Source organism: Lysinibacillus sp. VIII_CA (assembly GCF_049943995.1).
Classification (GTDB): Bacteria; Bacillota; Bacilli; order Bacillales_A; family Planococcaceae; genus Lysinibacillus; species Lysinibacillus pinottii.
Window position 1 is genome coordinate 297,483 of the sequence record NZ_JBNFXM010000001.1, and the last position, 23,939, is coordinate 321,421.

Below are 23,939 nucleotides of genomic sequence, written 5' to 3' on the forward strand. Positions count from 1 at the left end.
GTTAATCAATTTCTATGTGGCGTACTGTTTCTGTAATTGTCGAAATAACAGTATGTTCAACCATTGTGTTTGCTTGGCGGATAGCACTAAAGATCGCTTTCGCATTAGATGATCCATGAGCCTTTATTACAGGTGCCTGTAAGCCAAACAATCCAGCACCACCGTATTCTGTATAGTCCATTTTATGTTTTAAGTCACGTAAATTATTTTTCATAAGGACCGCCGAAATCTTCGTTTTTGTTGAGGACATAAACGCCTCTTTTAACATTGAAAATAAAGCGCCCGCCGTACCTTCAATTGACTTCAACACCATATTCCCCGTAAAGCCATCCGTAACAACAACATCAGCTACTCCTTCAAGTAAATCACGTGCCTCTACATTACCAATAAAATTCAAATTCGCTTCTTTTAATAAATCAAAGGTTGCTTTCGTTAATTCATTTCCTTTTTTATCTTCAGTACCGATATTTAATAAGCCGATTCGAGGTTTTTGTAACCCGCCAACTTTCTTCGCATAAATATCGCCCATAATCGCATATTGTACTAGATGTTCTGGACGGGCATCTGCGTTAGCACCTAAATCAAGCATTAAAAAGCCCTTACCATCAAGTGTTGGTAATGTCGTCGCTAAAGCTGGTCGGGCAATTCCTTCAATACGACCTACTTTAAATAAACCACCTGCCATTAAAGCACCTGTATTTCCTGCTGAGAGACAAGCATCTGCTCTACCCTCATCCACTGCATCCATCATGCGCGCCATGGAAGAATCTTTTTTTCTACGAACAGCACGTGCTGGATCGTCGGTTCCTTCAACTACTTCCTCACAATGTACGATCGTTAATCGATCATGCTGCTTTAAAAATGGCTCAAGCTTCTCTTGCTGTCCATATAATTGAATTTCTAAATTTGGAATTTGCTCTAATGCCAAGAGTGCACCTTCAATTACTGATTTTGGTGCATTGTCTCCACCCATTCCATCTAGCGCTAATTTCATTATTACTCACCTTTACCTTTCGTACGGTACATATCAAATTCACCAACAAAAACGGTTTCGCCATTAACAGTAGATGTTACCTCAACTTTTGTCCGATGATTTTTATCATCTCGTCCGATAACAATCGCTTTTGTAATAACACGATTTCCAGCACGAACAGGTTTCACAAACGTAATAGTAGAATGTACTGTCAATGCTAGTTCATCGTTAATAACGGCAACCGCTAAAGAGTTTGCTTGTGCGAACAAATGATGTCCACGTGCGATGCCGTTGCGCTGGAAAACATGCTCTTCTTTCACATCAAAAATCGAAAGTGCTCGATTATCTAATTCAATATCAACAATTTCTCCGATGACCTCATCAATCGGTAGAGATTTCACTTCATTTTCATAGTTTTTTGAAGCGACATCTTTAATACGCTCTCGTAATTCTGGTATGGATAATTCCATACGGTCTAAGCGAATTGTTTGAACACTTACCTGAAACTGTGTTGCTAGCTGTTCATCTGTGACGAATGGATTTTCAGCTATCGTTTCAGTTAGTAGTCGCTGTCGTTCTTTTTTTGTTCGTCTCAACATCATTCGCCACCTTTTGAGTTGTTATTAGCACTTGGTACTAATATCAGTATATAGAGGTTAAAAAAAGAATGCAAGACTTGTTTTAAAATCAAGTGCCTGCATTCTAGCGTGAATCATATTACTATATTAATCGAAGCGCTCCCCTTGCATAACGCCAGAATCTTCTAACATTTTGCGTAAGTACTGATAGTCGTCATCATGCCAAAAGGCATCGGTTTCCAGCATCATAGTTGCATCTTTGCGAGCGGTTTCAAGAATCCGATAATCATGGACTAAATCAGCTACTTTGAAATCTGGTAAACCACTTTGCTTGCGTCCAAAAAAATCCCCTGGCCCTCGCAACTCTAAATCTTTTTCAGCTAAGCGGAAACCATCATTTGTTTCTGTCATAGACTGCATTCGCTCTTTTCCTTCGTCAGATTTAGGATCAGCAAGTAAAATACAATAGGATTGATGCTCACCTCGTCCAACACGTCCACGTAACTGATGCAATTGCGCTAAACCAAATCGTTCAGCGTCATAGACAATCATAAATGTCGCATTCGGTACATTCACCCCTACCTCAACGACTGTCGTTGAAACTAAAACCTGTATGGAACCATCACTAAAAGCACGCATGACAGCATCCTTTTCATCTGCTGATAAACGTCCATGCATTAATCCCACTTGATAGCGGCCATTAAAATAAGTCGCTAGCTGTTCATAAATTTCAACTGCATTTTGAACATCAAGCTTATCGGATTCCTCAATGAGAGGACAAATGGCATAGGCCTGTCTTCCAGCGGCTAGCTCTCCTTCTAGTTTTGACATGACCGATCCGAATTGCTCTTTTTTCATCCAATGTGTTTCAATTTGTTTACGCCCTGCCGGCATTTCATCAATCATCGACACATCCATTTCTCCAAATGCTGTAATGGCAAGTGTTCTTGGAATAGGAGTCGCTGTCATAAAGAGCACATCTGGGTTTTCCCCTTTATCTCTCAGTATACGTCGTTGTTCAACACCAAAGCGATGTTGTTCATCGGTAATAACAAAACCAAGCTTTTTAAAAATAACATCTGGCTGGATTAAGGCATGTGTACCAATCACAATATCAAGCTCTCCATTCGCCAAATCTGCTAGTATTACACGTCGCTCCTTCATTTTGGTTGACCCAGATAACAAAGCTACACGTACGCCAAATGGTTGGAACCATTCTTGCAAGTTCTCCAAGTGTTGCTCTGCTAAAATTTCCGTTGGTGCCATTAATGCCCCTTGATAACCCGCTGATACTGCAGCATATAGACCGATAGCTGCTACCACCGTTTTCCCTGAACCTACATCACCTTGTAATAAACGATTCATTCGATGTGGTTCCTTCAAATCTTTACAAATTTCATTGACAACGCGTTTTTGAGCATTGGTCAATTCATACGGTAACGCAGCGATAAATTCACGGAGCAAATGCACATTATATTGAATCACAGTTCCTTGTTCATTTTCCTTACGTACCTTACGTAATGCTTGCATACGTAGCTGGAAATTTAATAGCTCTTCATAGGCAAAACGTCTTCTTGCTTGTTTGGCATGTTGCGCATCTTGCGGAAAATGAATCCCCTCCAAGCCTTCTTGTATAGGCAAAAGCTTATAGGAATCCTGAAAATGTTGTGGAATAGCATCAGGCAAATTAGCGCCATATTCGTCCAATACTTGTCTCATATATTTTCGAAATCTTTTTTGTTGAATTAATCCTTTCAGACTGTATACAGGTTCAAAGTCTACTTGATCCGTTTTAGGTCCAAATGAGACCGATGTGCCATTGATGACCTGTCTACCACGATCCCATTTCCCAGTCACTGTAATAATGGAACCAGGTACAAGCTTTTGCTTTAAATAGCCCTGATTGAAAAATACGACTTTCACTAAATGTCTTCCAGCTAAAACGGTTACTTGGAGTCTTGATTTATTGCGGCCTAAAAATAAAATGGTAGGTTCCCGCTCCACCTTACACTCAACTGTAACCCGTTCGTTATGTGGTGTTTGCGCTAAATCCTTTAAACGAAAATCTTCATGTCGATGTGGGAACGTCCATAATAAATCAGCTATTGTATTGATTCCTAGTGATTCAAGATGTGCTGCTGTTTCTTTCCCGACGCCTTTTAATTCATTGACGGGTCCATATAATTCAGTCATCTTATCCCACACTCCCTTCATTGCTTGTTTATGTAGTGTTATAGCCTCTCTATCTTAATGTACCATAAATTATTTCCCTAACCCTACATATAAGCAAAAACCCTACCATTGATTGATAGGGTTAGATTTTGATTATTTAATTTCACAGGAGAAACATGTAATTTCTTTCACATATTGCTCATCAACTTCTATTCCCAATCCAGCTTTATGGCTTAACTGCAGGATGTCTTTATCGTATGTAACATTTGCCACGTCTTTTACAAACATTAAAGGCCCAACCATCTCGTTGGTATGGATAATCGACTTACTGATCGCTAGGTGTGCCCCAGCCATTGTTGCGATTGCTGATTCTACCATAGAGCCTACTTGACAAGGCATCTCTGCAGCCTCTGCCAGACTTGCAAGAGCTAGAGCTGGATAGATTCCACCTGATTTCATCAATTTTATATTTAGCATATCCGCAGCGCGCATTTCTATGACATCGACTAAATCATAAATATTATGAACACCTTCATCCACCATAATACTACAAGGTGAAAGGGCTCTAATTTCTTTTAATGCTCTTAAATCATGTGCTTTTACAGGTTGCTCGTACCAGTCTACATGACAAGCTGTTGTTTCCCTTATTACTTTTAGTGTCTCCATCCTATTCCAACCTTGATTGGCATCTACCCGGAGTTGCACCTCATCACCTATTGCTTCTCTTACCGCACGAATACGAGCAATATCTAATTCAGCATTTGTACCAACCTTAATTTTAATATTACGGAAACCCGATGCTACAAATTCACTTGCATCTTTAGCCATTTCCTCAGGACTCTTAATACTAATCACTCTTGGCACCTGTAATTCCTTATGTGCTTTTCCACCAATTAATTGATAAACTGGTTGTCCAGTTATTTTCCCCATCAAATCATAGAGCGCAATGTCCAATGCTGCTTTTGCTGAAGGAACTCCATCGATTTTTTCATTAAACTTTTTATGAATACGCTCTACTGCAAATGGGTCTTCATTAATCAATAGTGGTGCTAATTCATGTTTAATAACGTGATACGTACTCTCCCAAGTTTCACCAGTCACATTTTGATCAGGCACAGCTTCGCCCCAGCCAACTACCCCCTTATCCGTCTCGATTCTGGTAAGAATAGTAGGCATATCATCTAAATGAACATACGAAATAACGAATGGTTCCTTTAATTGTAAACGTGCTGCAAACACTTCAACCTTTTTTATCACGATGTAAAACTCCTTTTCGTATAAATAGTTTGATTATTTATGTTGCAAGATAATATTTATAAATAATTGAATCGCATTAGGAAAAACATCTTCATCTAAATCAAATCGTGGATGATGATGTGGATATTGGCTTTTTTCCCCCCCCATACCTACAAAAACAAATGCTCCAGGCTTATGTTGTAAATAATAAGAAAAGTCTTCTCCACCCATGACTGGTTCGACTACCTTAAATGCGGTATCTCCAAATTGTTCACGTACAATCGATTCAATAAATCGCGATTGTGTCGAATCATTGACGAGCGGAGGTGTTCCTAAAATAAAATCGATTTTGCCCTCTGCTCCAAATGCTCGACAAATTCCTTCTGTTAAACTTACCATTTTCGTTTTTATAATTTTTACAGTGTTCGGTGTCAAAGCTCTGATTGTTCCGGTTAATTTTGCCGTATCAGGAATAATATTATAAGTGGTTCCAGCTTGAATATTACCTACTGTAATGACACCCGCATCAATAGGATTAACATTTCTACTTATGATACTTTGAAAAGCCTGCATTAAATGGCTCGCTATATAAATAGGATCAATTGTTTCATGTGGCATTGATCCATGACCACCATATCCTTGAATTATAATTTCAAAATCATCAATAGAAGCCATCATTGGTCCATGTGTTAGTCCCATCTTCCCTTTCTCTAAACCTTGCCATAAGTGAATGCCAAAAATAGCCTCTACATCTTCCAACACACCTTTTTGAATTAATAAATCAGCACCACTTGGGGTGATTTCCTCTGCTGATTGAAATATAAGCTTAATATTCGGCTCGATTTTTTCTCTATTCAAGCTTATCCATGCAGCAACTGCTAATAAAATTGCAGTATGACCGTCATGGCCACACATATGAGCAACACCCTGCTTGTTGGAGATATATGGTTTATCCCCCTCTTCTACTATAGGTAATGCATCTATATCAGCACGTAATGCAATAGTTTTTGATCCATTTGTCCCTTTTATAAATGCCACTACACCTGGAGGTTCGTAATCTAGAATTTCTATATCTAATTCCTCTAGTCTTTGGCGAATAAACTCACTTGTTTCGTATTCCTGACCCGAAAGCTCTGGGTATTGGTGCAGATGACGGCGATCCTCTATTGCTTTTTCTGCTAATTTTTTTATATTCATTATTTCCATTGTTAAACTCCTTTAGAAAGGTCCGTATTGTATGACTTGTGCTATAATAAGCGATATAACAGCTACTGTTATTTGAATAAGCATAAACGGAAAAATCCATTTTATCCATTTCCCCCAAGGAATACCCGCTATTGATAATCCCGCCATTAAAAAACCTACAGTTGGGAATATAATATTCGACATACCATCTCCAAATTGATAGGCAAGTACTGCTGTTTGTCTTGTAACGCCAATCATATCTGATAAAGGCGCCATAATCGGCATTGTTAAGGCAGCCTGTCCACTACCGGATGGTACTAAAAAATTTAAAAGTAACTGGAAGATAAACATCCCTACTGCATTTAGTGCAGGTGGAACTGAATCAAGCAATGCAGACGTGTAAAATAGGATTGTATCAATTAACCCTGAGTTATTGAAAATCACTAAAATAGACTGAGCTAACCCAATGATAAGAGCGCCACCCACTAAGTCTCCTGCACCCTTCATAAATGAATTAGCAATATGTGAAGGTGATAGTTTGCCAATAAGCCCCATTAAAATACCAAACAATAAAAATAAACCGGCTATTTCAGTAATGTACCACCCTAGTTTTACAACCCCATACATCAATACGATAAAATTCAAAAGAAATGTAGCCATAACAAGCTTATGTCTTATTTCCATTTTTGAATTCCCCTGTACAAAACCACTCTCATCATTTCTGGAATTTCCATAAAATCCAATTTCAGGATTATTTTTCACTTTCTTTGCATATCGATAAACATATATTGTTGCTACTGTATATAAGACAATAAATATGACAATTCGAAAAGCAATCCCTGAAAATAAAGGCAAGCCCGCAATTTCTTGTGCTATTCCTACTGTAAACGGATTCATAACAGCTGCCGAAAATCCGACAGATGCACCTAAAATAACAATAGCAAAACCCGTAATTGCATCAAAACCTAAGGCAACAGCCAGCGGTGCAAGAATTCCTACGTACACAATCGTTTCATCAGACATCCCCATTAATGACCCAGCACAGGCGAAAAACAACATCAATACTGGTATTATTAACATTTCACGTTTAGCCATTTTTACAGATAGCATGGCGATAAAGGATTCCAATGCGCCTGTGGCTGAAAGTATTCCAAAGGTACCTCCTACAATCAATACGAAGAAAATAATACTTGCTCCTTGCATCATGCCAGAATGTACGCTACTAAAAATATCTAAAAATCCAATGGGGTTCATCTCTGTAAAACTAAATGTTCCCGGTTGAATCACTTGACGTCCATTAACTTCTTCCCGTTGAAATGAACCAGCTGGGATAAAATACGTTAAAATAGATGCTACAACAATAAGGCAAAAGATTAACACATAAACATTAATTCCTTTTTGTTGCTCAATTTCTTTATTAGCTATAAATTTACTCATCCACCATCCTCCTTCGTTGAATCATTGATTAAAAACAAATTTTTATTACCACTATCAATGCATATCGTATCTCTCCAACATAAAAAGCCATCCCCTTTTTTTGAAATTTCCGTCTTATTCATTGTAATAGATAAAAAAATAAATAAAAAATTACTATTTCGAATAGTTACTATTGATAAATTTACATATAAATTCATCGGGATACATCAAAAAAATTACAAATAAAAAAATGTTACATTCCTGCGATTTCACCAGGTTGCAACATTCTTTTCATATACAAATCATTTAAATTGTTTTCCATGTATCTTTAACTAAATCAATAAAAGTACTTACATTACTAAATGTTTTAGCATTTTGAGGATAGATTAAATAAGTAGGTAACTTTTTAGGGAATCGGTAAAGAACTTGAAGACTCCCTTTACTTACCTCTTTTTGTATAATGAGATCACTCAGCAAGGCTAGACCCACTTGTTCCATTACTGCTCTCTTTATCGCTTCCTCGCTTCCAAATTCCACTATCGTTTGGGGCTTACACTGAATTTCTTGAAGGCAACTGACAATACAGTCATCCATACCATAGGTTATAAAGGGATAATCATCGAATATTTCCTGAACAGTATGATCCTTTATAATAAAAGGATTTCCAACTAATACCAAATCCTCTTCCTCCAATAAAATCCCCTCTACGCCAGCGTAACTCGGGTATCCAGCTACAAAACCTATATCTGCTTGATTTGAACTCACAAGTTTCGCAGTTTCTTTACTATTGGCACAAAGAAGTTTTAGGTTTACCTGGGGATATTGTTTTAAATACGAGCCGATAATATGGGATAAATAATAGCCACAATAAAATTCTGGCGCAGCAATTGTCAAATGGCCAAATGGCTTTTCGAAATTCTTTAAATCCTGTTCCATTTCCTCTATAATCCCAAATAATTGATTTGTATGTTCCTTTACTATTTTTCCTACTTGAGAAAGAAACATTTTCTTGCCTATTCGATTAATTAAGATATGTCCTAATTCTTCCTCTAACGCTTTAATTTGTTGGCTAATTGTAGGCTGGCTATAATTTAAAATTTGAGCCGCTTTTGTAAAGTTGAGGTAAGTTGAAACAACATGAAACGTTTTCAAATTACGTAAATCCATCTCTATTCACGTCCCTGCTATAAATTAAGATACATACATTTCCCTTATTAAAATTTAATTATACTTAAATCGACTATGTACGTAAGAGGGTTTTTCTTTCCATTACGTTATCAACCAACATAAAAACATGCTACCTGTTGGGATAGCATGTTTTTCATGTTTTTATTGGATAGCTTTAATACTTTGTAATCCACCATTTTCGAGAATGGCTTTACTAATAGCCTTACCTGTTGGAGTTGCCGCTAAACCACCGCGTGCTGTCTCTTTCAGGTTTGGACTCATAGATTGTCCAATGCGATACATCGCTCCAATTACTTCATCACATGGAATTCGGCTTGTGACACCTGCTAGCGCCATATCTGCGGCTACAAGAGAATTGGCAGCGCCCATTGCATTACGTTTAACACAAGGTACTTCCACTAAACCTGCTACAGGATCACAAACAAGGCCCAGCATATTTTTTAACGTAATCGCAAATGCTTCTGAACATTGTTGTGGTGTTCCTCCAGCCATCTCAACAATAGCTGCCGCTGCCATACCTGCCGCTGAACCAACCTCTGCCTGGCAGCCACCTTCAGCACCTGAGATGGAAGCATTATTAGCCACAACAAAGCCAAATGCACCAGATGTAAATAAATAACGAATCATTTGCTCACGAGTTGGATTCAGTTTATTTTTCACCGCAAAAAGAGTACCTGGTACAACCCCTGCGGAACCTGCTGTCGGCGTTGCACAAATTGTTCCCATTGCTGCATTGACTTCATTGGTTGCAACTGCTTTACTTACTGCATCTAATAATAAATCCCCCGAAAGTGATTTTCCTTGTGCAATGTAATTTTGAAGTAACACGGCGTCCCCACCAGTTAAACCTGTAACGGATTGTACACCCTTTAATCCACGTTCAACCGCTTCTTCCATCACGGTTAGGTTTCGATCCATTTGTTGAATAATTTCTTCTCTTGTTCTGCCAGTTATCAATATTTCCTGCTCAATCATAATTTCTGATATTAATTTATCTTCCTGTTCTGCTCGTTCCACAAGCTCCCGAACATTATGAAATAAAACGTCCATTCTGGGACACCCCCTTAATTATTAATTTTAGATACTTTTGTAATATATGGAATTAACGAAATCTGCTGTAGCACTTTTTCCTCAATATTTTGATCGACTTCAATAACCATTAAAGCTGTTAAACCACGTTCTATACGTGATACTTCCATATGTCCAATATTAACCTCGTGCATCGCTAAGCAATTGGCTACGTTTGCTATGCAGCCAGCACGATCGTCATGTACAACAAGAATCGCCGGCATGCCACCTGTTAAACGTAATTTAAAGCCATTTACTTCACTTACTTCTATTTTACCGCCGCCAATAGAAATCCCGACAACAGACATTTCACCTTCATCGTCTCCAATAACTAGACGTGCCGTATTTGGATGCTCAGTATTAGCTGTTTCTGGAATAAATTCATATTCCAATCCTGCTTTTTCTGCATCTTCAAATGCCGTTTTAATACGATCATCAAATGTGTCGTAGTTCAATAAGCCCCCAACGATGGCAACATCTGTCCCATGCCCTCTATACGTTTCTGCGAACGAACCATATAAATGAATTTTCGCCCATTTAGGTTGTCTACCAAATAAATCCCTTGCAACTCGTCCGATACGAGCCGCACCTGCCGTATGAGAGGAGGAAGGCCCAATCATCACTGGTCCAATAATATCAAAAACCGAAGTAAATTTCATACAAACACCCCTCTATTCTATTCCTATAATAATATTTATATTTACTTATATCATGCTTGATAGTTACTACAAAAGTAAAGTATTTAATTTGTCAGCTTTCAGAAAATTACCACTACTATAATTTGTGGCCAAACTAGATATGTTATACATTGTCCATACCCTGTGCACATACAACAAAAACCGTTGATATTCCAATATTTCCAATTTTTATATCTTCTAGATACGTACATTCAACTATGAATAGTACGTATGTTTCCGACTAAACAGAGACATCACTTTCTTTGTAGCATAAACAAAAGCAGTACACATTTTGTGCACTGCTTTCTTTACGGGATAGCAAAGTAGCATGTAATTATTCTACTGAAATAATATATGGATATAACCCTTGTTTTCCATCAAATAATTCAACTTCTACGTCTGGATAGTTCTTCTCAATGAATGCTACTAGCTCTGTAGCATCTTGTTCAGTTGTATCCTCTCCATAAATAACTGTGACAATTTCTGCATCCTCATCAACTAAATCGATGATTACTTTTTCAGCTGCATCTTTTAAAGCTGGTGTAGAAAGGACAATTTTCCCTTCTGCTAACGCCATAAAATCATCTTTATGGATTTCAACACCATCAATAGATGTATCACGCACAGCATAAGTTACTTGACCAGTCTTTACATTTGCAAATGCTTCAGTCATCGACTTCTTGTTTAGGTCAACGGCTGCTTCTGGATTAAATGCTAAAATCGCAGCCATACCTTGAGGAATTGTCTTCGTTGGGACAACTGCTGCTTCAATTTCTAACAGCTCTACAGCTTGCTCTGCAGCCATCACAATATTTTTATTATTTGGGAGGATTAAAACTTTTTCTGCACCAATTTCTTGTACCGCTTTCACGATATCTTCTGTTGAGGGGTTCATCGTTTGCCCGCCTTCAATGACATAAGACGCACCAATAGAACGCAATAATCCTGCAACACCCTCGCCCATCGCAATTGTTACAATAGCATATGGATGTTTCTCTATTTTTTTCGTTGTCATAGGTGCCTTATGCTCTTCACCAACGATAGCTGAGTGTTGCTCACGCATATTATCGACTTTTATTTTCATCAGACTACCATATTTTTGTCCAATTGATAAAACAGAACCTGGCTGCTCAGAATGGATATGAACCTTGGCAATTTCTTCATCAGAAATAACAAGTAACGAATCTCCTAAAGGACTTAATTCTTGACGGAATTGCTCCTCATTAAATGGCTCTTTCCCATCTTCTAAGCGCACCATTATTTCTGTACAATAGCCAAATTCAATATCTTCAGTGTTCATAAAGTCTTGAGCTCTATGATGCTCGGCATTGATTAGGTCATCTAATGTCGCATTATTTTTCTCTGGGAGAGGCTCGCCTTTTAAAGAAGCTAAAAATCCTTCATAGACAAACAATAAGCCTTGGCCACCACTATCGACAACCCCTACCTCTTTTAAAACAGGTAATAAATCAGGTGTACGATCTAATGATGCCTTTGCCTCTGCAGTAAAAGCTTCCATAACTGCAATGATATCGGTTTCAGTTTCTGCCACTTCCACACCTTTTTTTGCCGCTTCTCGAGCAACTGTCAGTATTGTTCCTTCGACAGGTTTCATAACGGCTTTATATGCTGTATCTACACCAGCTTGGAAGGCACTAGCAAAACCTTTCGCATCAATTGTCGCTTCTTTTTCAATGAATTTTCCAAATCCACGGAATAATTGTGATAGGATTACACCAGAATTTCCACGGGCTCCCATTAATAAACCTTTTGATAAGGCCTGTGCCGTTTTACCGATATGCTCTGAAGCAGAAAGCTCCGTTTCCTTTGCTCCAGATGTCATCGATAAGTTCATATTTGTCCCTGTGTCACCATCTGGTACTGGGAAAACATTTAATGAATCTACATAATTTGCATTTTGGTATAGGTGATGCGCACCCATTTGTACCATTTCTGCAAACTTTATACCGTCTAAAGACTGCATTCGATTTAGTTCCTCCTCTTAATTCGCTACACGAACGCCCTGTACAAAGATATTGACAGATTTTACGCTCATACCCAATGTTTTATCTACTGTATATTTCACTTTCGACTGTACTTGGTAAGCAACTTCCGAAATTTTTGTCCCGTAACTAACAATAATGTACATATCAATATGTAAATCGTCGTCTTGTTGTCGAATCACAACACCTTTTGTGAAGTTTTCTTTACGTAAAATATCAGTTAGACCATCACGAATTTGATGTTTAGATGCCATGCCAACAATCCCGTAGCATTCTACAGCAGCACCACCAGCAATTTGTGCAAGTACATCTGTTGAAATATCAATTTGGCCGAATTCATTGTTTAACTCAATTGACATAGAAATGCCCCCTTGGCTCTTTTTGACTAAAGTATATTGTAACACTTTCGTTGTAATTTAAGCAACCTAAGGGGGTAAAGAAAGGCTATGTAGCAACGTTTTGTGACTTTAAATCGACGTATTTGTGGATTCATCGAAAATGGTCTTCTTCCAATTAAATTTATTTTCACCAATTTGTTTTATGAAATATAACGCTCGATCAGCAAGTTCACAGCCTATTTATTTACCCTCATATCTCAAAATCTTACCATGACACATGCCTATGTGAGCATCTCCTTATATTTACTTCCAATATAGATTTTTTTCAGCATGAACATGACAAGTCAATACTAGAAATAAAAAAAGCTGATACTATAAAAGCATCAACTTTTTATTGTATTTAATTAAAATAAGCTTTTTATAAGAGTATCTATCATAATAGGCATTTCTTTAAAGGCACTATCTACATGTAATCTTTCTGTTTTTTGGTGTGCATCCTTTCCAAATGGTCCTACATTTAAAACCGGTCCTTGTAATGCGGTCATTTCTTTAAATGGAATATTATACGTATTCCCCCATACAGGTGTATTACGCTCGAAGGCTAACCATTCATCTGATTCATCTGTATAGTTCACATAGCTTAAATCACAAATCCCGTTAAAATAATGTATTTGCTGCACTTCAATGTCGAATGTTTGCGCTGTTTTCTTCATTAATTCAATCGATTTTACAACAAGTGGATGATTGGATGAATTAATAGCCGGGTAATAAGGTGGTGCATATAACAGAACAGTGGCTGGTGCTAATTCCTGACAACGTATCATGAGCTGATCAACGATACGAATTGACTTTTCACGGTCATCCCATGTACTTTGCTTAAGAACTTGAGATTTGATAGAATCGACTTCTTCAGCCCCCAGTTTCCGGACGGCATGTTCTAAGAGAGCTTCATATCGTAATACGTTGACTGTCCCCACACCTTGTACTTTTTCTCGTTTACAGATTTGCAAATACTGTTCGTTACAAGCCGACATTGCTTGGAATGCGACCTTTTCAAATATATCCATTACTTCTGCTGCTGTACGTTTTAATAAAAATACATTATAAAGAGCAGCAGCACGATATGGTGTTTGTGTAGAGTATTCCATTTTCAAGTCTTTTAGCTGTAAAGATACCGGAAGTGGTGTGCTCTCTCCTAAATCTGTTTCGCGGAAAAGAGGATTCCACTCCATATGCTGTGTCATATAAGAAGCAATAAAATTAGCTGTCATTCCCTTTAAAGGCTCACCGACATGTGTTTCTTTGCCATAAAATAGAGCAGCAGGCATAATCTTACCAATAGTGCCTGAATAAATATATTCATTTGTATCAGCGGGTCCTTGTGAAAAGGACGGTTCACTATTTAAAAATAATTGGTACGTTAAATCATACTGTTCACGTATTCTTACAAGCTCTACAACCGCGGCTCTCATTCCCGCTGAATTCACTTCTTCATCTGGGACCGCAGTTAAAATTAAATTAATGGGCCATTGCTCGAAGCTTGCCTTTTCAATTAGCTGCATGTGTAATGCCAGTCCCATTTTCATATCCATTGTGCCACGACCAAACAAATAATTACCTGATTCCAAATCAATTTTAGCGGCTTCTGGTAAATCCTTTTTGTATTTATGCTCCATTAGCTTTTTAGTCAATTCCTCAGGGAAAAAAGCTAGAGGCTCTAACTCACCATATTCCTCAGTATGCACTGTATCGAAATGACTTATTAGCACTACTGTATCGATTGCTGTAGGATGTTTATATAAAGCAGTTACAGCGTTTCTTCCAAGACCTGCCTCATGCAATTCGATAAACTCAGGGTGCTGAGTAAAATATGGAAGCGCTAACAGTTTATTTTTCAATTTATAGGCAAATTCATTTTCCCCCTCAGTCAATGTTCTACTATCCCAGCTAACAATTTCACATAGTAGTGCTCGCAGTTTTTCTGGGGTATTCCACATGTAATTTTCCATAAAAATTCTCCTTTAAATCGAACTCGTTAGAGGGTTTTTAACGAATATCTGATGACTCTTCATTTTTGGTGTCTGTAGTAGCATTAGATGCTTTTTTTAATTTCAATCGATAAAAAATCATACAGGCAATAAAAAAGCCAATGCCATACAATAGGCCAATTCTTTGGGTTGGATCAAATGCTAAAAAAATCAGAATTACTAAGCAAAAGAAAATACAAAATATAGGTATTAACGGAAATAATGGTGTTTTAAATTTTAAATCTGCCAAATTTCCACCAGACTTTATATAACGATAGCGGAACATTAATTGAGAAGCACAAATGCCCATCCATGAAATCGTGACAGATATTCCTGCAACCGACATTAATAAAACAAATACCGCATCTGCTTCCATCACACTTGTTAATAATGATAATAGTGAGAAAGCCATCGTAAAGATTAGTGCATTTAGAGGTACTTTATTTTTAGTAAGACGCCCAAATAATTTTGGTGCCATTCCCTCATGTGACATAGAGAACAGTAAACGAGTTGACGCATACAAACATGAATTACCGACAGATAGGATTGCGGTTAAAATAACAAAATTCATAATACCTGCTGCATAGGGAACACCAGCTATATGCATCAACGTCACAAATGGACTCTCCATTAGACCAAGCTCTGAGGATGGGAAGATGGCTGATAATACGATAATAGAAGCAATATAAAAAACTATAATTCTAAAAAGAATTGTCCGAATAGCTCTTGGTATATTTTTTTCAGGATTTTCGGTTTCACCAGCTGCAATTCCCACAAGCTCTGACCCTTGATAAGAAAAAATAACATTCATCATCGTGACAAAAATAATGGAAATACCCGCTGGGAATAAGCCAGACGGTGCTAAATTTGTCAAATGAGGTGTTGGACGATCTGCTAAAGGTATCAAGCCAAAAATAGCAGCCCCACCTATGATGATAAAGGCAATAACTGCGATTACTTTAATACTCGCAAACCAAAATTCTGCTTCAGCAAACCCCTTTGTAGTTAAAGCATTTAAGACAAATAAAAGAACCATAAATACAGCACACCATATCCAAATAGGTATATCTGGAAACCAATGCTGCATTAAAATTCCAGCAGCTGTAAACTCAACACCCGCTGTCGCCGCTGACCCGACAAAGTACATCCAGCCCAATGAAAATCCAGCTGAGGGGCTAATAAAACGTGTAGCATATGTTTGAAAGGAACCGGTAACAGGCATGTAAACAGCTAATTCCCCTAGACAATTCATGACCATAAATAAAATTAACCCACCGAATAAATAGCCAATTAGTGCTCCACCTGGGCCCGCTTGATTAATGGTATAGCCAACATTTAAAAATAACCCTGTTCCGATAACTCCCCCTAGAGAAAGCATTAATAAGTGACGACTTTTCATCGAACGGTTTAGTTGTTGATTGTGAAATTGATCCCCATTATCCAACATCCATTTAACCCTCCCATATATTGTGAATTTATAGAATATTCTGATATATAAACAACCAAAGTACCCAATCAATTTATCTCTTTTAAATTGATTGGGTTAAGCAGTCCTACTTAAAAACGTAATGATAGGCAGCTTAAGCCACCATCATGTTTTCTAAATTCGGACATCTCTAGTTCAATCGTTTGATAACCTAGGTCAAGTAATTTGCGATTTGTTTCTGGGTATCCAGCTGGAATAATAATATAATCATTGACTTGGATACAGTTAGCAGAGTATTCATCTTCCTTTGGAATGATAATTTTTTCATAGGATTCAAATGCCGGATGATCCACGAACTCACCAGCTAGCACCATACGATTGTCTCCTACATAAGCAATACCAGTTTTTAAATGGAAGAATTCTTTTAATGGGATAATCGTCGCCTCATAGCCCTCTTGTTCAACGATTTCCTTAAATTGTTGAGCCCCTTCTTCATTTGTACGATCTGAAATTCCTACATAAAATTTCTTTTCAGCCTGTAATACATCTCCTCCATCAAGCGTTCCAGATCCTTTTATATAATAAATTTTATCGTAGAATTGCTTTACAGCAGGTTCGATATCTTCAATTTCACGGTTACGAGCAGCAGCCCCTGGATTTGAAATGATAGCAAATTCTGGTGTTAAAACAGCCGTATCCTCTACAAATGTTGAGTCAGGAAATGCCTCATTTACTGGTAATTGTGTTACCTCTACCCCACATTTTTTTAAAGCCTCTACATACTTTTCATGCTGTTCATATAATTTTTCTAAAATTGGTTTTCCTAAATCACTAGTTGTTAAACCGTTTACAAAACTATTTCCTGGATTTTTAACAATAACATTTTTAAACATATTCTTTTCTCTCCTTTTATGCTCTTATTACTGGACAAGTCAGACATGTAGGGCCGCCTGTTCCTAACACAGAAATTTGATGACCTTTATATTCAAAAACTGTTGCACCAGCTTGAATCAGTTGCTGTTTTGTGACCGTGTTTCCTTCAGGAATAACACAAACTCGTGGTGCAAGCGCTAACACATTACAGCCAAGTGTATCGTATTCATCCTTTGGAACTTCCACTAACTGAATACCTCTTTCCACTAGCAATTGGCGGAAAAATACAGGCATTAAACGGGAATGTACAACAGCTAAATCTTTATCAACCATACTAATGAAAGACATTAGATGTAAGCATTCAGCTTCACCTAAATCATGTGGTAGCTGGACAACAATAAATTCATCTACCATTTCAGCTGTCATTTCTTTTAGCTGACGAATGGCTTCATCATTTGTTCGATATCCCCTACCGACAGCAAGTGTTCGATCATCTAACCAAACAATGTCTCCACCATCTGCTACTGCATCGCCAGTGAGTTCTCCAATTATTGAAATACCCTTGTCCTGTAAAAATGCTTTGTAGATGGAAGCCTCTGGCTGTCTTAATTTTTTTCCAGACTTTAATAAAATGGCACCCTTTGGCGTGAATTTTACTGGATCATGGGCATAAAGCGAATCTAGCCCCACCTCGTCTGACAATGGTAGATAATCAATTGTGTCAACATACTTTTTAAGAATCTCAACAAACTCTGCATATTCCTTTAATGCTTCTTCAAAGTTGGGCTCAGATAAGTAGTTAAAAGTTTTCCATTCATCACTAAGATGTTTCTGGCTTCGGAAAGCATCTTTTGGATGTTTTACTATGACGTGTTTTAAAGGTGTATACATTGATGAGCAATAATGCATTCCCTTCACTCCTTTTCCGTGTAGTGGAAAACGTTTCCGTTAAGAGGAAAGTTTATATGAAAAATATATGCGTTTTATGTTATACTGTCAATATATTTAGAAAACTTTTTATTTTTCACTTTCTTCTCAAACTACTAAGAAGGCTCTGCTGTATTTGGTCGGAATTTTCAATTCCCATTCTTTTTGTCTTAAAATTATTTATTGAATGAAGTTTGACTTTTCATAGTACCTCAGGGGCCCAGTAAGATTGGAACTAGACGTAGATGGAGAATAAAAATAAAATAGGAGAAAAGGAGGTAGGACAAATGCAATTATTAGAGCGAGCTATGACTATTGCGAAGGTTTTAGCTTCTGAAGCAAATGACAGTAGCTTGTCCATTTCAGAGCTTTCAACAAAATGTGATTTACCTCTAAGTACTTTACATAGAATTTTAAAAGCGATGATTAACCAAGGAATGATTGAGCAAGATGAACAAACCAAACATTATCGACTCGGTACCATTTGGATGGAACTCGGTTTGCAAGTCTACGATACGATGGATTATATTAGCAAAATCCGACCAGAGTTAGAGCGATTAGCAAGAGATGTTGAGGAAAGTGTATATTTAAGTAAGCCAGCAGGTTTAGATACGATTATTATTGAAAGAATAGATAGTGCTGCTAATCCGATTCGTATTTATGACCAATTGGGTATTCGTATACCACTACATATCGGAGCAGCTAATAAAGCTATTCTTGCCTCTATGTCTCCCTCACACTCGAAAGAAATATTAGATCAGCTAGTAACACAAGATGAAATACCTGAGTTGGAGGAACAGCTTCGTCAAATTCGACAACAAGGTTATGCGATTAGTCACGGAGAACGAACAGCTGGTACTTCTTCCATTGCCGTTTCCGTTTTAGATGGTTTTGGTGAAGTCGTAGGAGCAGTTAGCATCGGTTTCGTTAGCTTCAATGTTTCGCAAGAGCACGTTCAAACACTCATTGAACGTTTAGTTAATACTGGAAAACGCGTCTCACTGAAACTTGGTTATCGAGGAAAAGATTAGAAGAACTGATTCTTTCAAAGAAAATCTATTTTTGTTCACCAATTTTGCCTGTAAAGGTTTTTTTCTTGAAAGGTTATGTGAAAACTGTTGCACTGAGCGCCATCGTATGTTAAATTATTATGGTATGTGAAATACCGAACTGAAATATAATAATCTTTCAGCATCAACAGTAAGGAGGGAATACAACATGCCAAAACAATGTGTAATCACAGGACGTAAAGCTCGTACTGGTAACAACCGTTCCCACGCTATGAACGCTAACAAACGTACTTGGGGTGCTAACCTTCAAAAAGTTCGTATCTTAGTTGACGGTAAACCAAAACGTGTATGGGTTTCTGCTCGTGCATTAAAATCAGGTAAAATCGAGCGCGTTTAATCGACGCTTCTAAAAAATCGATTTCGCTTTGAGCGTAAATCGATTTTTTTCTTTTGTTATAGAATGATTAACTGCATAAAAATCTACATATAGCAAAGAATGAAAAAATCCGACTACTTTTAGTCGGATTTTTTTACTTTCTTATCTTTTTTAAATAGGTTAATACATGTGCGCGTGATACTACTAACAAATTTCGGCAATTGGAACGTATATACTTTCAGGACTCTCTCCCCCTTACGCTAATCTATGCTTCTTATCATTAAACATATGCCTCTTGAGAAAGATATAGACCCTGAAGTTCCTATTATTTCATTACTTGTAAATCGCGATGTACCTAAAGTGATTTCTTCTTTCGTTGTTTCATATTTTACTTGCCTTAATGTCACATCTTTAATAGGCTCTTCATGTGCAAAGAAGGATAAGTAACGGTATCGGCTATCTGCATAAATAGCATGTGTACCCGGCAATAAAAATTGCAACATATTTGTATGATTAATAATCTTGAATACAATGTGTGGATGCTCTTTTTGTAAACGATAAATAGAGCGAACAGCTGCCTCGTAATGATCTAAACGCCCTCCAGTAACACCTGTCAAAATAATTTCTTGAGGTGCAAACGTAAATGCTTTAAGCAAGGCTAAATCTGTATCTGTTTCATTTTTCTCTTCCTTAAAACGTTGCTGATCATTTGTCTGTGCCAACACCAACTGATATTCTTCATCTGATAATGAATCAAAATCACCAACAATTGCATGTGGCGTAATACCCTGCTCTATTAAATACAAAGCCCCTCGATCTGCACCAATAAACACTACATCCCGTTGTGATTGAAGCGATGTGAGCGAGCATAGTTCTTGTTTTGGACCACCTGCACAAACAACGACTGTCGTCATCCTTTAATCGCTGCCTCACCAGCCGCTAAAATTTCCTGAAGTGCAGCTGTTCGATCCTCTTTACTATAGATGGCTGACCCTGCCACAAAAATCGTCGCCCCTGCCTGTGCACATGGAACAATCGTTTCTGCTGTAATTCCACCGTCAATTTCAATAGCGATGTCCAACCCACGCTCTTTAATCAGTGTTGATAAAGCCTCAATTTTAGGCACAACCGAATGAATGAATTTTTGTCCGCCAAACCCTGGATTGACAGTCATTAATAATACCATATCGATATCTTCTAGGACATGCTGAATAGATTCGATTGGTGTATGTGGATTTAATACAACCCCCGCCTTTATACCATACGAACGGATTAATTGGATTGTTCGATGTAAATGACGACATGCTTCAGCATGCACCGTAATATAGTCTGCTCCAGCTTGAGCAAACTGTTCAATATACTGATCTGGGTTTTCAATCATTAAATGTACATCTAATGGTAAATCTGTTAATGGACGGATAGCATCTAATACGATTGAGCCAAATGAAATATTCGGCACAAAATGGCCATCCATCACATCTATATGAATTAGCTTTGCACCCGCTTGCTCTACTTCCTTTACTTCTTCTCCTAATTTCGCAAAATTAGCTGCTAAAATTGATGGTGCTATTTGTATCATCCTTAATACCTCGGCTTTCGATCCATAATTTCTTGCATAAATTGTTCGTAATGTTTATAGCGGTAGTCACGAATTTCTCCTGCTTCTACTGACGCTTTAACTGCACATTTAGGCTCTTTCATGTGTAAACAGCCTCTGAATTTACAATGATCCGCCATTCTAGCTATTTCAGGAAAACATGCGCCTAATTCTTCTTTCTCAATTTCATCAAAATCAAACGAACTGAATCCAGGAGTATCGGCCAATAAACCATCACAGACCTCAATCAATTCGACGTGACGTGTTGTATGTTTTCCTCGCCCTAGGCTCTGTGAGATAATACCTGTTTTTAAATTTAATTCGGGGATTAATGTATTCAGCAATGTTGATTTTCCAACACCAGATTGGCCTGCTAGGACAGTTGTTTTTCCCTTTAAAATAGGCTGCAATCTTTCCACCAATTCTTCTTCATCTTTGTAAGTTTGAAGAACTGTATAGCCCATATTTTCATAATCAGTTATATAACTCTGTAATTCCGTACGTTCGTCATTTTCTAGCAAATCCATTTTTGTTAGACAAATAATAGGGTGCACATGGAACGATTCTAAAACAACTAAAAAGCGATCGAGTAATATGGTATTGAAATTAGGCTCTTTTACAGAAAACACTAAAATACCTTGATCAATATTGGCAATTGGTGGCCGAACCAATTCATTTTGACGTTCTAAAATCTTTTGAATGGTCCCATCCGATCCTTCTGTTTCCAAAGAATATTCTACAATATCACCGACAAGCGGGGATTCTCCGCGATTGCGAAAGACCCCACGTCCTCGACATTGAATAAGCTGATGACCGTCATAAACATAATAATAACCACTTAATGCTTTTCTTATTTGGCCTTGAGCCATCCAATTCCTCCTTAATTGACATCATTATAGTTAACTTTTTCTTCTAAGATGATTTCTGAGTCACGGATAATTCTATAACTCGCATCTTTGCCTTCTTCAATAACAAGCTGTATATTGTAAGGCGTATCATTTAAAATTTCCAACTCTGTAACTGGTTCAGAAAATGTATGATTTTTATCTTGAATTTCAATGCGAACTTTTTGAGGTACACCCTCTTCTTTAGGTTTATACTCAATGACTACGGGCTTAAGCAAAAGTTTTTCAGGCTTTTTAGCTGGTCCTTTACTGATAACAACCGATATAACAGAGCCTTCCTCCACCATAGTACCAGCTTTTGTCAATTGTGAAATTACACTGCCAGCAGGAATCGTCTCATGATAATCTTCACGAGATACACGCCAATTGAGGCCCACTCTATTGACATAGTTATCCATATCCGCTTTCGTATAATTCACAACACTTTCCACCCTTACCATTCGAACTCCTTGACTTACTTTAAAGGTCATTGTTTCCTCTTTCGCTATCACTTCTGTATCAGCTGGAATACTTTGCTCGATAATTCTACCTTCAGGTTCACGAGAAGGAACTTCCTCTTTTCTAACTTCTTTATACTTTCCTTTTATTAAAGCCTCTACTTGACTATAATTTTGTCCCACATAATTATCAACGGTCGTTGTCTCCACGCCTAGACTAACAATTAGGTCGATCTCTGAGCCTTTTGCTCGCATCGAATTTTTTTCTGGGTCTGTTTCAATGACATGACCCTTTTCAATGTCTTCATGATTTCGCTCCTGGTGCTCCTCAGCAACCACAAATCCCTCTGCCACTAATTTTTTTGTAGCATCCTCTACAGTCAAATTTGTCACATCCGGGACAGCTATTTTTTTCGGGCTAAATAAATCTGCTGCGAATATGAAGAATAAGAAGATGATAATTACTGCTATCAATAATCCTGCCACAAACTTAGGCCACTTTTTCTTCTTTGCTTTAGCAGGAATAGGTTTTTCTACAGGTTTTTTAGGTTGCGCCTGAGCTGGAGATGTATAGTCCACAATAGGTTCAATGACCCTTGTTTTAGTTAAATCTTCATCTTTCTTTAAAACTTCCTCTTTAATAATTGGAATAGCTTTTGTCGCATCATTATCCACTGGTATGACAAACTTTGGTTCATTTATTCGGGAAGATGATAATACGGTTTCCAAATCTTCATACATTTCTTCCACTGTATTATAGCGATGGGAAGCTGCTTTGGCTGTTGCCTTAAGTACTACATTTTCTAAGCTTTGTGGAATGGTTCCATCAAAAGCACGAACAGAAGGTGTTTCTGCTTGTAAATGCTTAAGTGCAATAGAAACAGCTGACTCCCCAGAAAAAGGTAATTCACCTGTTAATAATTCATACAATACTATACCCAGTGCATATATGTCAGATTGATTTGTAGCTGTACCGCCCCTAGCTTGCTCTGGTGATAAGTAATGCACTGTCCCTAATACAGAATTCGTTTGTGTAAAGGATGTAGCACTTAACGTCATGGCAATTCCAAAATCAGTTATTTTTACATTACCCTCTGCATCCATCAAAATATTTTGTGGTTTAATATCACGATGAATAATATGATTTTCATGGGCATTAGCAATAGCAGACGTTAATTGCTTCATAATATGCACACTTCTAGCTGGTGAAATTGGTGCAAATTCTTGTATGTACTGCTTTAAAGTTTTTCCTTGAACATATTCCATCACAATATAGTGTAGATCACCATCGTCACCTACATCATAAACACTAACAATATTAGGATGTGTAAGACTTGTAGCAGACAGTGCCTCACGTTGAAAACGTCGATGTAATTCATCCTCATTGGAAAAATCATAGCGTAATATTTTTATGGCCACATCCCGATTTAATATCATATCATGAGCTAAATAGACATTGGACATACCCCCGCCACCAATGAGTTCTAAAATCTTATAACGGTCACTAATTCTTTTACCTACAAGCAT

The 23,939-nt window shown here is 37.6% G+C and carries 22 protein-coding genes; 2 read left to right on the forward strand and 20 right to left on the reverse strand.

Annotated elements, in window-relative coordinates; translation table 11 throughout:
- Position 1: 1 nt before the first annotated feature.
- From plsX to ACP3VS_RS01590, 15 genes are all read right to left on the reverse strand, one after another.
- Positions 2-994: a phosphate acyltransferase PlsX gene (gene plsX / locus ACP3VS_RS01520; RefSeq protein ID WP_031418975.1), complete on the reverse strand. Its 993-nt coding sequence runs from the start codon at positions 992-994 to the stop codon at positions 2-4.
- A 2-nt stretch (positions 995-996) separates the two neighbouring features.
- Positions 997-1,569 carry a transcription factor FapR gene (fapR, locus tag ACP3VS_RS01525; RefSeq protein ID WP_031418974.1) on the reverse strand — a complete coding sequence of 191 codons (573 nt, stop codon included), beginning with the start codon at positions 1,567-1,569 and terminating at the stop codon, positions 997-999.
- Positions 1,570-1,698: 129 nt separating this feature from the next.
- Positions 1,699-3,744, reverse strand: a complete 2,046-nt coding sequence (recG, locus tag ACP3VS_RS01530; protein WP_426388318.1) for an ATP-dependent DNA helicase RecG — start codon at positions 3,742-3,744, stop codon at positions 1,699-1,701.
- Between the two features lie 132 nt (positions 3,745-3,876).
- Entirely contained in the window at positions 3,877-4,980 is a 1,104-nt protein-coding gene (locus ACP3VS_RS01535; RefSeq protein ID WP_080718239.1) for a mandelate racemase/muconate lactonizing enzyme family protein, read from the reverse strand.
- Positions 4,981-5,013: 33 nt separating this feature from the next.
- Positions 5,014-6,165 (reverse strand): M20 metallopeptidase family protein, encoded by a 1,152-nt coding sequence (locus ACP3VS_RS01540; protein WP_031418971.1) that lies wholly within the window; start codon positions 6,163-6,165, stop codon positions 5,014-5,016.
- A 12-nt stretch (positions 6,166-6,177) separates the two neighbouring features.
- Complete coding sequence (locus ACP3VS_RS01545; protein ID WP_426388320.1) at positions 6,178-7,581, reverse strand: YfcC family protein; 1,404 nt, start codon at positions 7,579-7,581, stop codon at positions 6,178-6,180.
- Positions 7,582-7,866: 285 nt separating this feature from the next.
- The gene (locus ACP3VS_RS01550) at positions 7,867-8,727 is read right to left on the reverse strand and encodes a LysR family transcriptional regulator (protein WP_012293226.1); all 861 of its coding nucleotides are present in this window, start codon (positions 8,725-8,727) and stop codon (positions 7,867-7,869) included.
- Between the two features lie 162 nt (positions 8,728-8,889).
- Positions 8,890-9,798 (reverse strand): L-serine ammonia-lyase, iron-sulfur-dependent, subunit alpha, encoded by a 909-nt coding sequence (gene sdaAA / locus ACP3VS_RS01555; protein WP_012293225.1) that lies wholly within the window; start codon positions 9,796-9,798, stop codon positions 8,890-8,892.
- A gap of 14 nt (positions 9,799-9,812) precedes the next feature.
- The gene (gene sdaAB, locus ACP3VS_RS01560; protein ID WP_031418969.1) at positions 9,813-10,475 is read right to left on the reverse strand and encodes an L-serine ammonia-lyase, iron-sulfur-dependent subunit beta; all 663 of its coding nucleotides are present in this window, start codon (positions 10,473-10,475) and stop codon (positions 9,813-9,815) included.
- Positions 10,476-10,827: 352 nt separating this feature from the next.
- Positions 10,828-12,477, reverse strand: a complete 1,650-nt coding sequence (locus ACP3VS_RS01565; RefSeq protein ID WP_012293222.1) for a DAK2 domain-containing protein — start codon at positions 12,475-12,477, stop codon at positions 10,828-10,830.
- Positions 12,478-12,495: 18 nt separating this feature from the next.
- A complete protein-coding gene (locus ACP3VS_RS01570; RefSeq protein ID WP_012293221.1) occupies positions 12,496-12,855 on the reverse strand; it encodes an Asp23/Gls24 family envelope stress response protein in 360 nt (119 codons plus the stop codon).
- Between the two features lie 383 nt (positions 12,856-13,238).
- The gene (locus ACP3VS_RS01575) at positions 13,239-14,843 is read right to left on the reverse strand and encodes a M20/M25/M40 family metallo-hydrolase (protein ID WP_012293220.1); all 1,605 of its coding nucleotides are present in this window, start codon (positions 14,841-14,843) and stop codon (positions 13,239-13,241) included.
- A gap of 37 nt (positions 14,844-14,880) precedes the next feature.
- On the reverse strand, positions 14,881-16,308 hold the full coding sequence (locus tag ACP3VS_RS01580; RefSeq protein ID WP_012293219.1) for an amino acid permease: 1,428 nt from the start codon (positions 16,306-16,308) through the stop codon (positions 14,881-14,883).
- 110 nt (positions 16,309-16,418) lie between these two features.
- Positions 16,419-17,180, reverse strand: a complete 762-nt coding sequence (locus tag ACP3VS_RS01585) for a dimethylarginine dimethylaminohydrolase family protein (protein WP_031418968.1) — start codon at positions 17,178-17,180, stop codon at positions 16,419-16,421.
- Positions 17,181-17,196: 16 nt separating this feature from the next.
- On the reverse strand, positions 17,197-18,069 hold the full coding sequence (locus ACP3VS_RS01590; RefSeq protein WP_031418967.1) for a dimethylarginine dimethylaminohydrolase family protein: 873 nt from the start codon (positions 18,067-18,069) through the stop codon (positions 17,197-17,199).
- A gap of 305 nt (positions 18,070-18,374) precedes the next feature.
- Between ACP3VS_RS01590 and ACP3VS_RS01595 the strand changes: the two genes are divergently transcribed.
- A complete protein-coding gene (locus tag ACP3VS_RS01595; protein ID WP_031418966.1) occupies positions 18,375-19,118 on the forward strand; it encodes an IclR family transcriptional regulator in 744 nt (247 codons plus the stop codon).
- A gap of 187 nt (positions 19,119-19,305) precedes the next feature.
- Entirely contained in the window at positions 19,306-19,494 is a 189-nt protein-coding gene (rpmB, locus tag ACP3VS_RS01600) for a 50S ribosomal protein L28 (RefSeq protein ID WP_004227417.1), read from the forward strand.
- 119 nt (positions 19,495-19,613) lie between these two features.
- Here rpmB and spoVM read toward each other — a convergent pair whose 3' ends face one another.
- From spoVM to pknB, 5 genes are read right to left on the reverse strand one after another with little or no spacing between them, the layout of a single operon-like run.
- Complete coding sequence (spoVM, locus tag ACP3VS_RS01605) at positions 19,614-19,715, reverse strand: stage V sporulation protein SpoVM (protein ID WP_099805045.1); 102 nt, start codon at positions 19,713-19,715, stop codon at positions 19,614-19,616.
- 18 nt (positions 19,716-19,733) lie between these two features.
- Positions 19,734-20,387: a thiamine diphosphokinase gene (locus ACP3VS_RS01610; protein ID WP_036214930.1), complete on the reverse strand. Its 654-nt coding sequence runs from the start codon at positions 20,385-20,387 to the stop codon at positions 19,734-19,736.
- A complete protein-coding gene (rpe, locus tag ACP3VS_RS01615; protein WP_012293214.1) occupies positions 20,384-21,052 on the reverse strand; it encodes a ribulose-phosphate 3-epimerase in 669 nt (222 codons plus the stop codon). The genes ACP3VS_RS01610 and rpe overlap by 4 nt, the downstream gene beginning before the upstream one ends.
- Before the next feature lie 2 nt (positions 21,053-21,054).
- A complete protein-coding gene (gene rsgA, locus ACP3VS_RS01620; protein ID WP_012293213.1) occupies positions 21,055-21,939 on the reverse strand; it encodes a ribosome small subunit-dependent GTPase A in 885 nt (294 codons plus the stop codon).
- Between the two features lie 11 nt (positions 21,940-21,950).
- Positions 21,951-23,939: a Stk1 family PASTA domain-containing Ser/Thr kinase gene (gene pknB / locus ACP3VS_RS01625; protein ID WP_031418964.1), complete on the reverse strand. Its 1,989-nt coding sequence runs from the start codon at positions 23,937-23,939 to the stop codon at positions 21,951-21,953.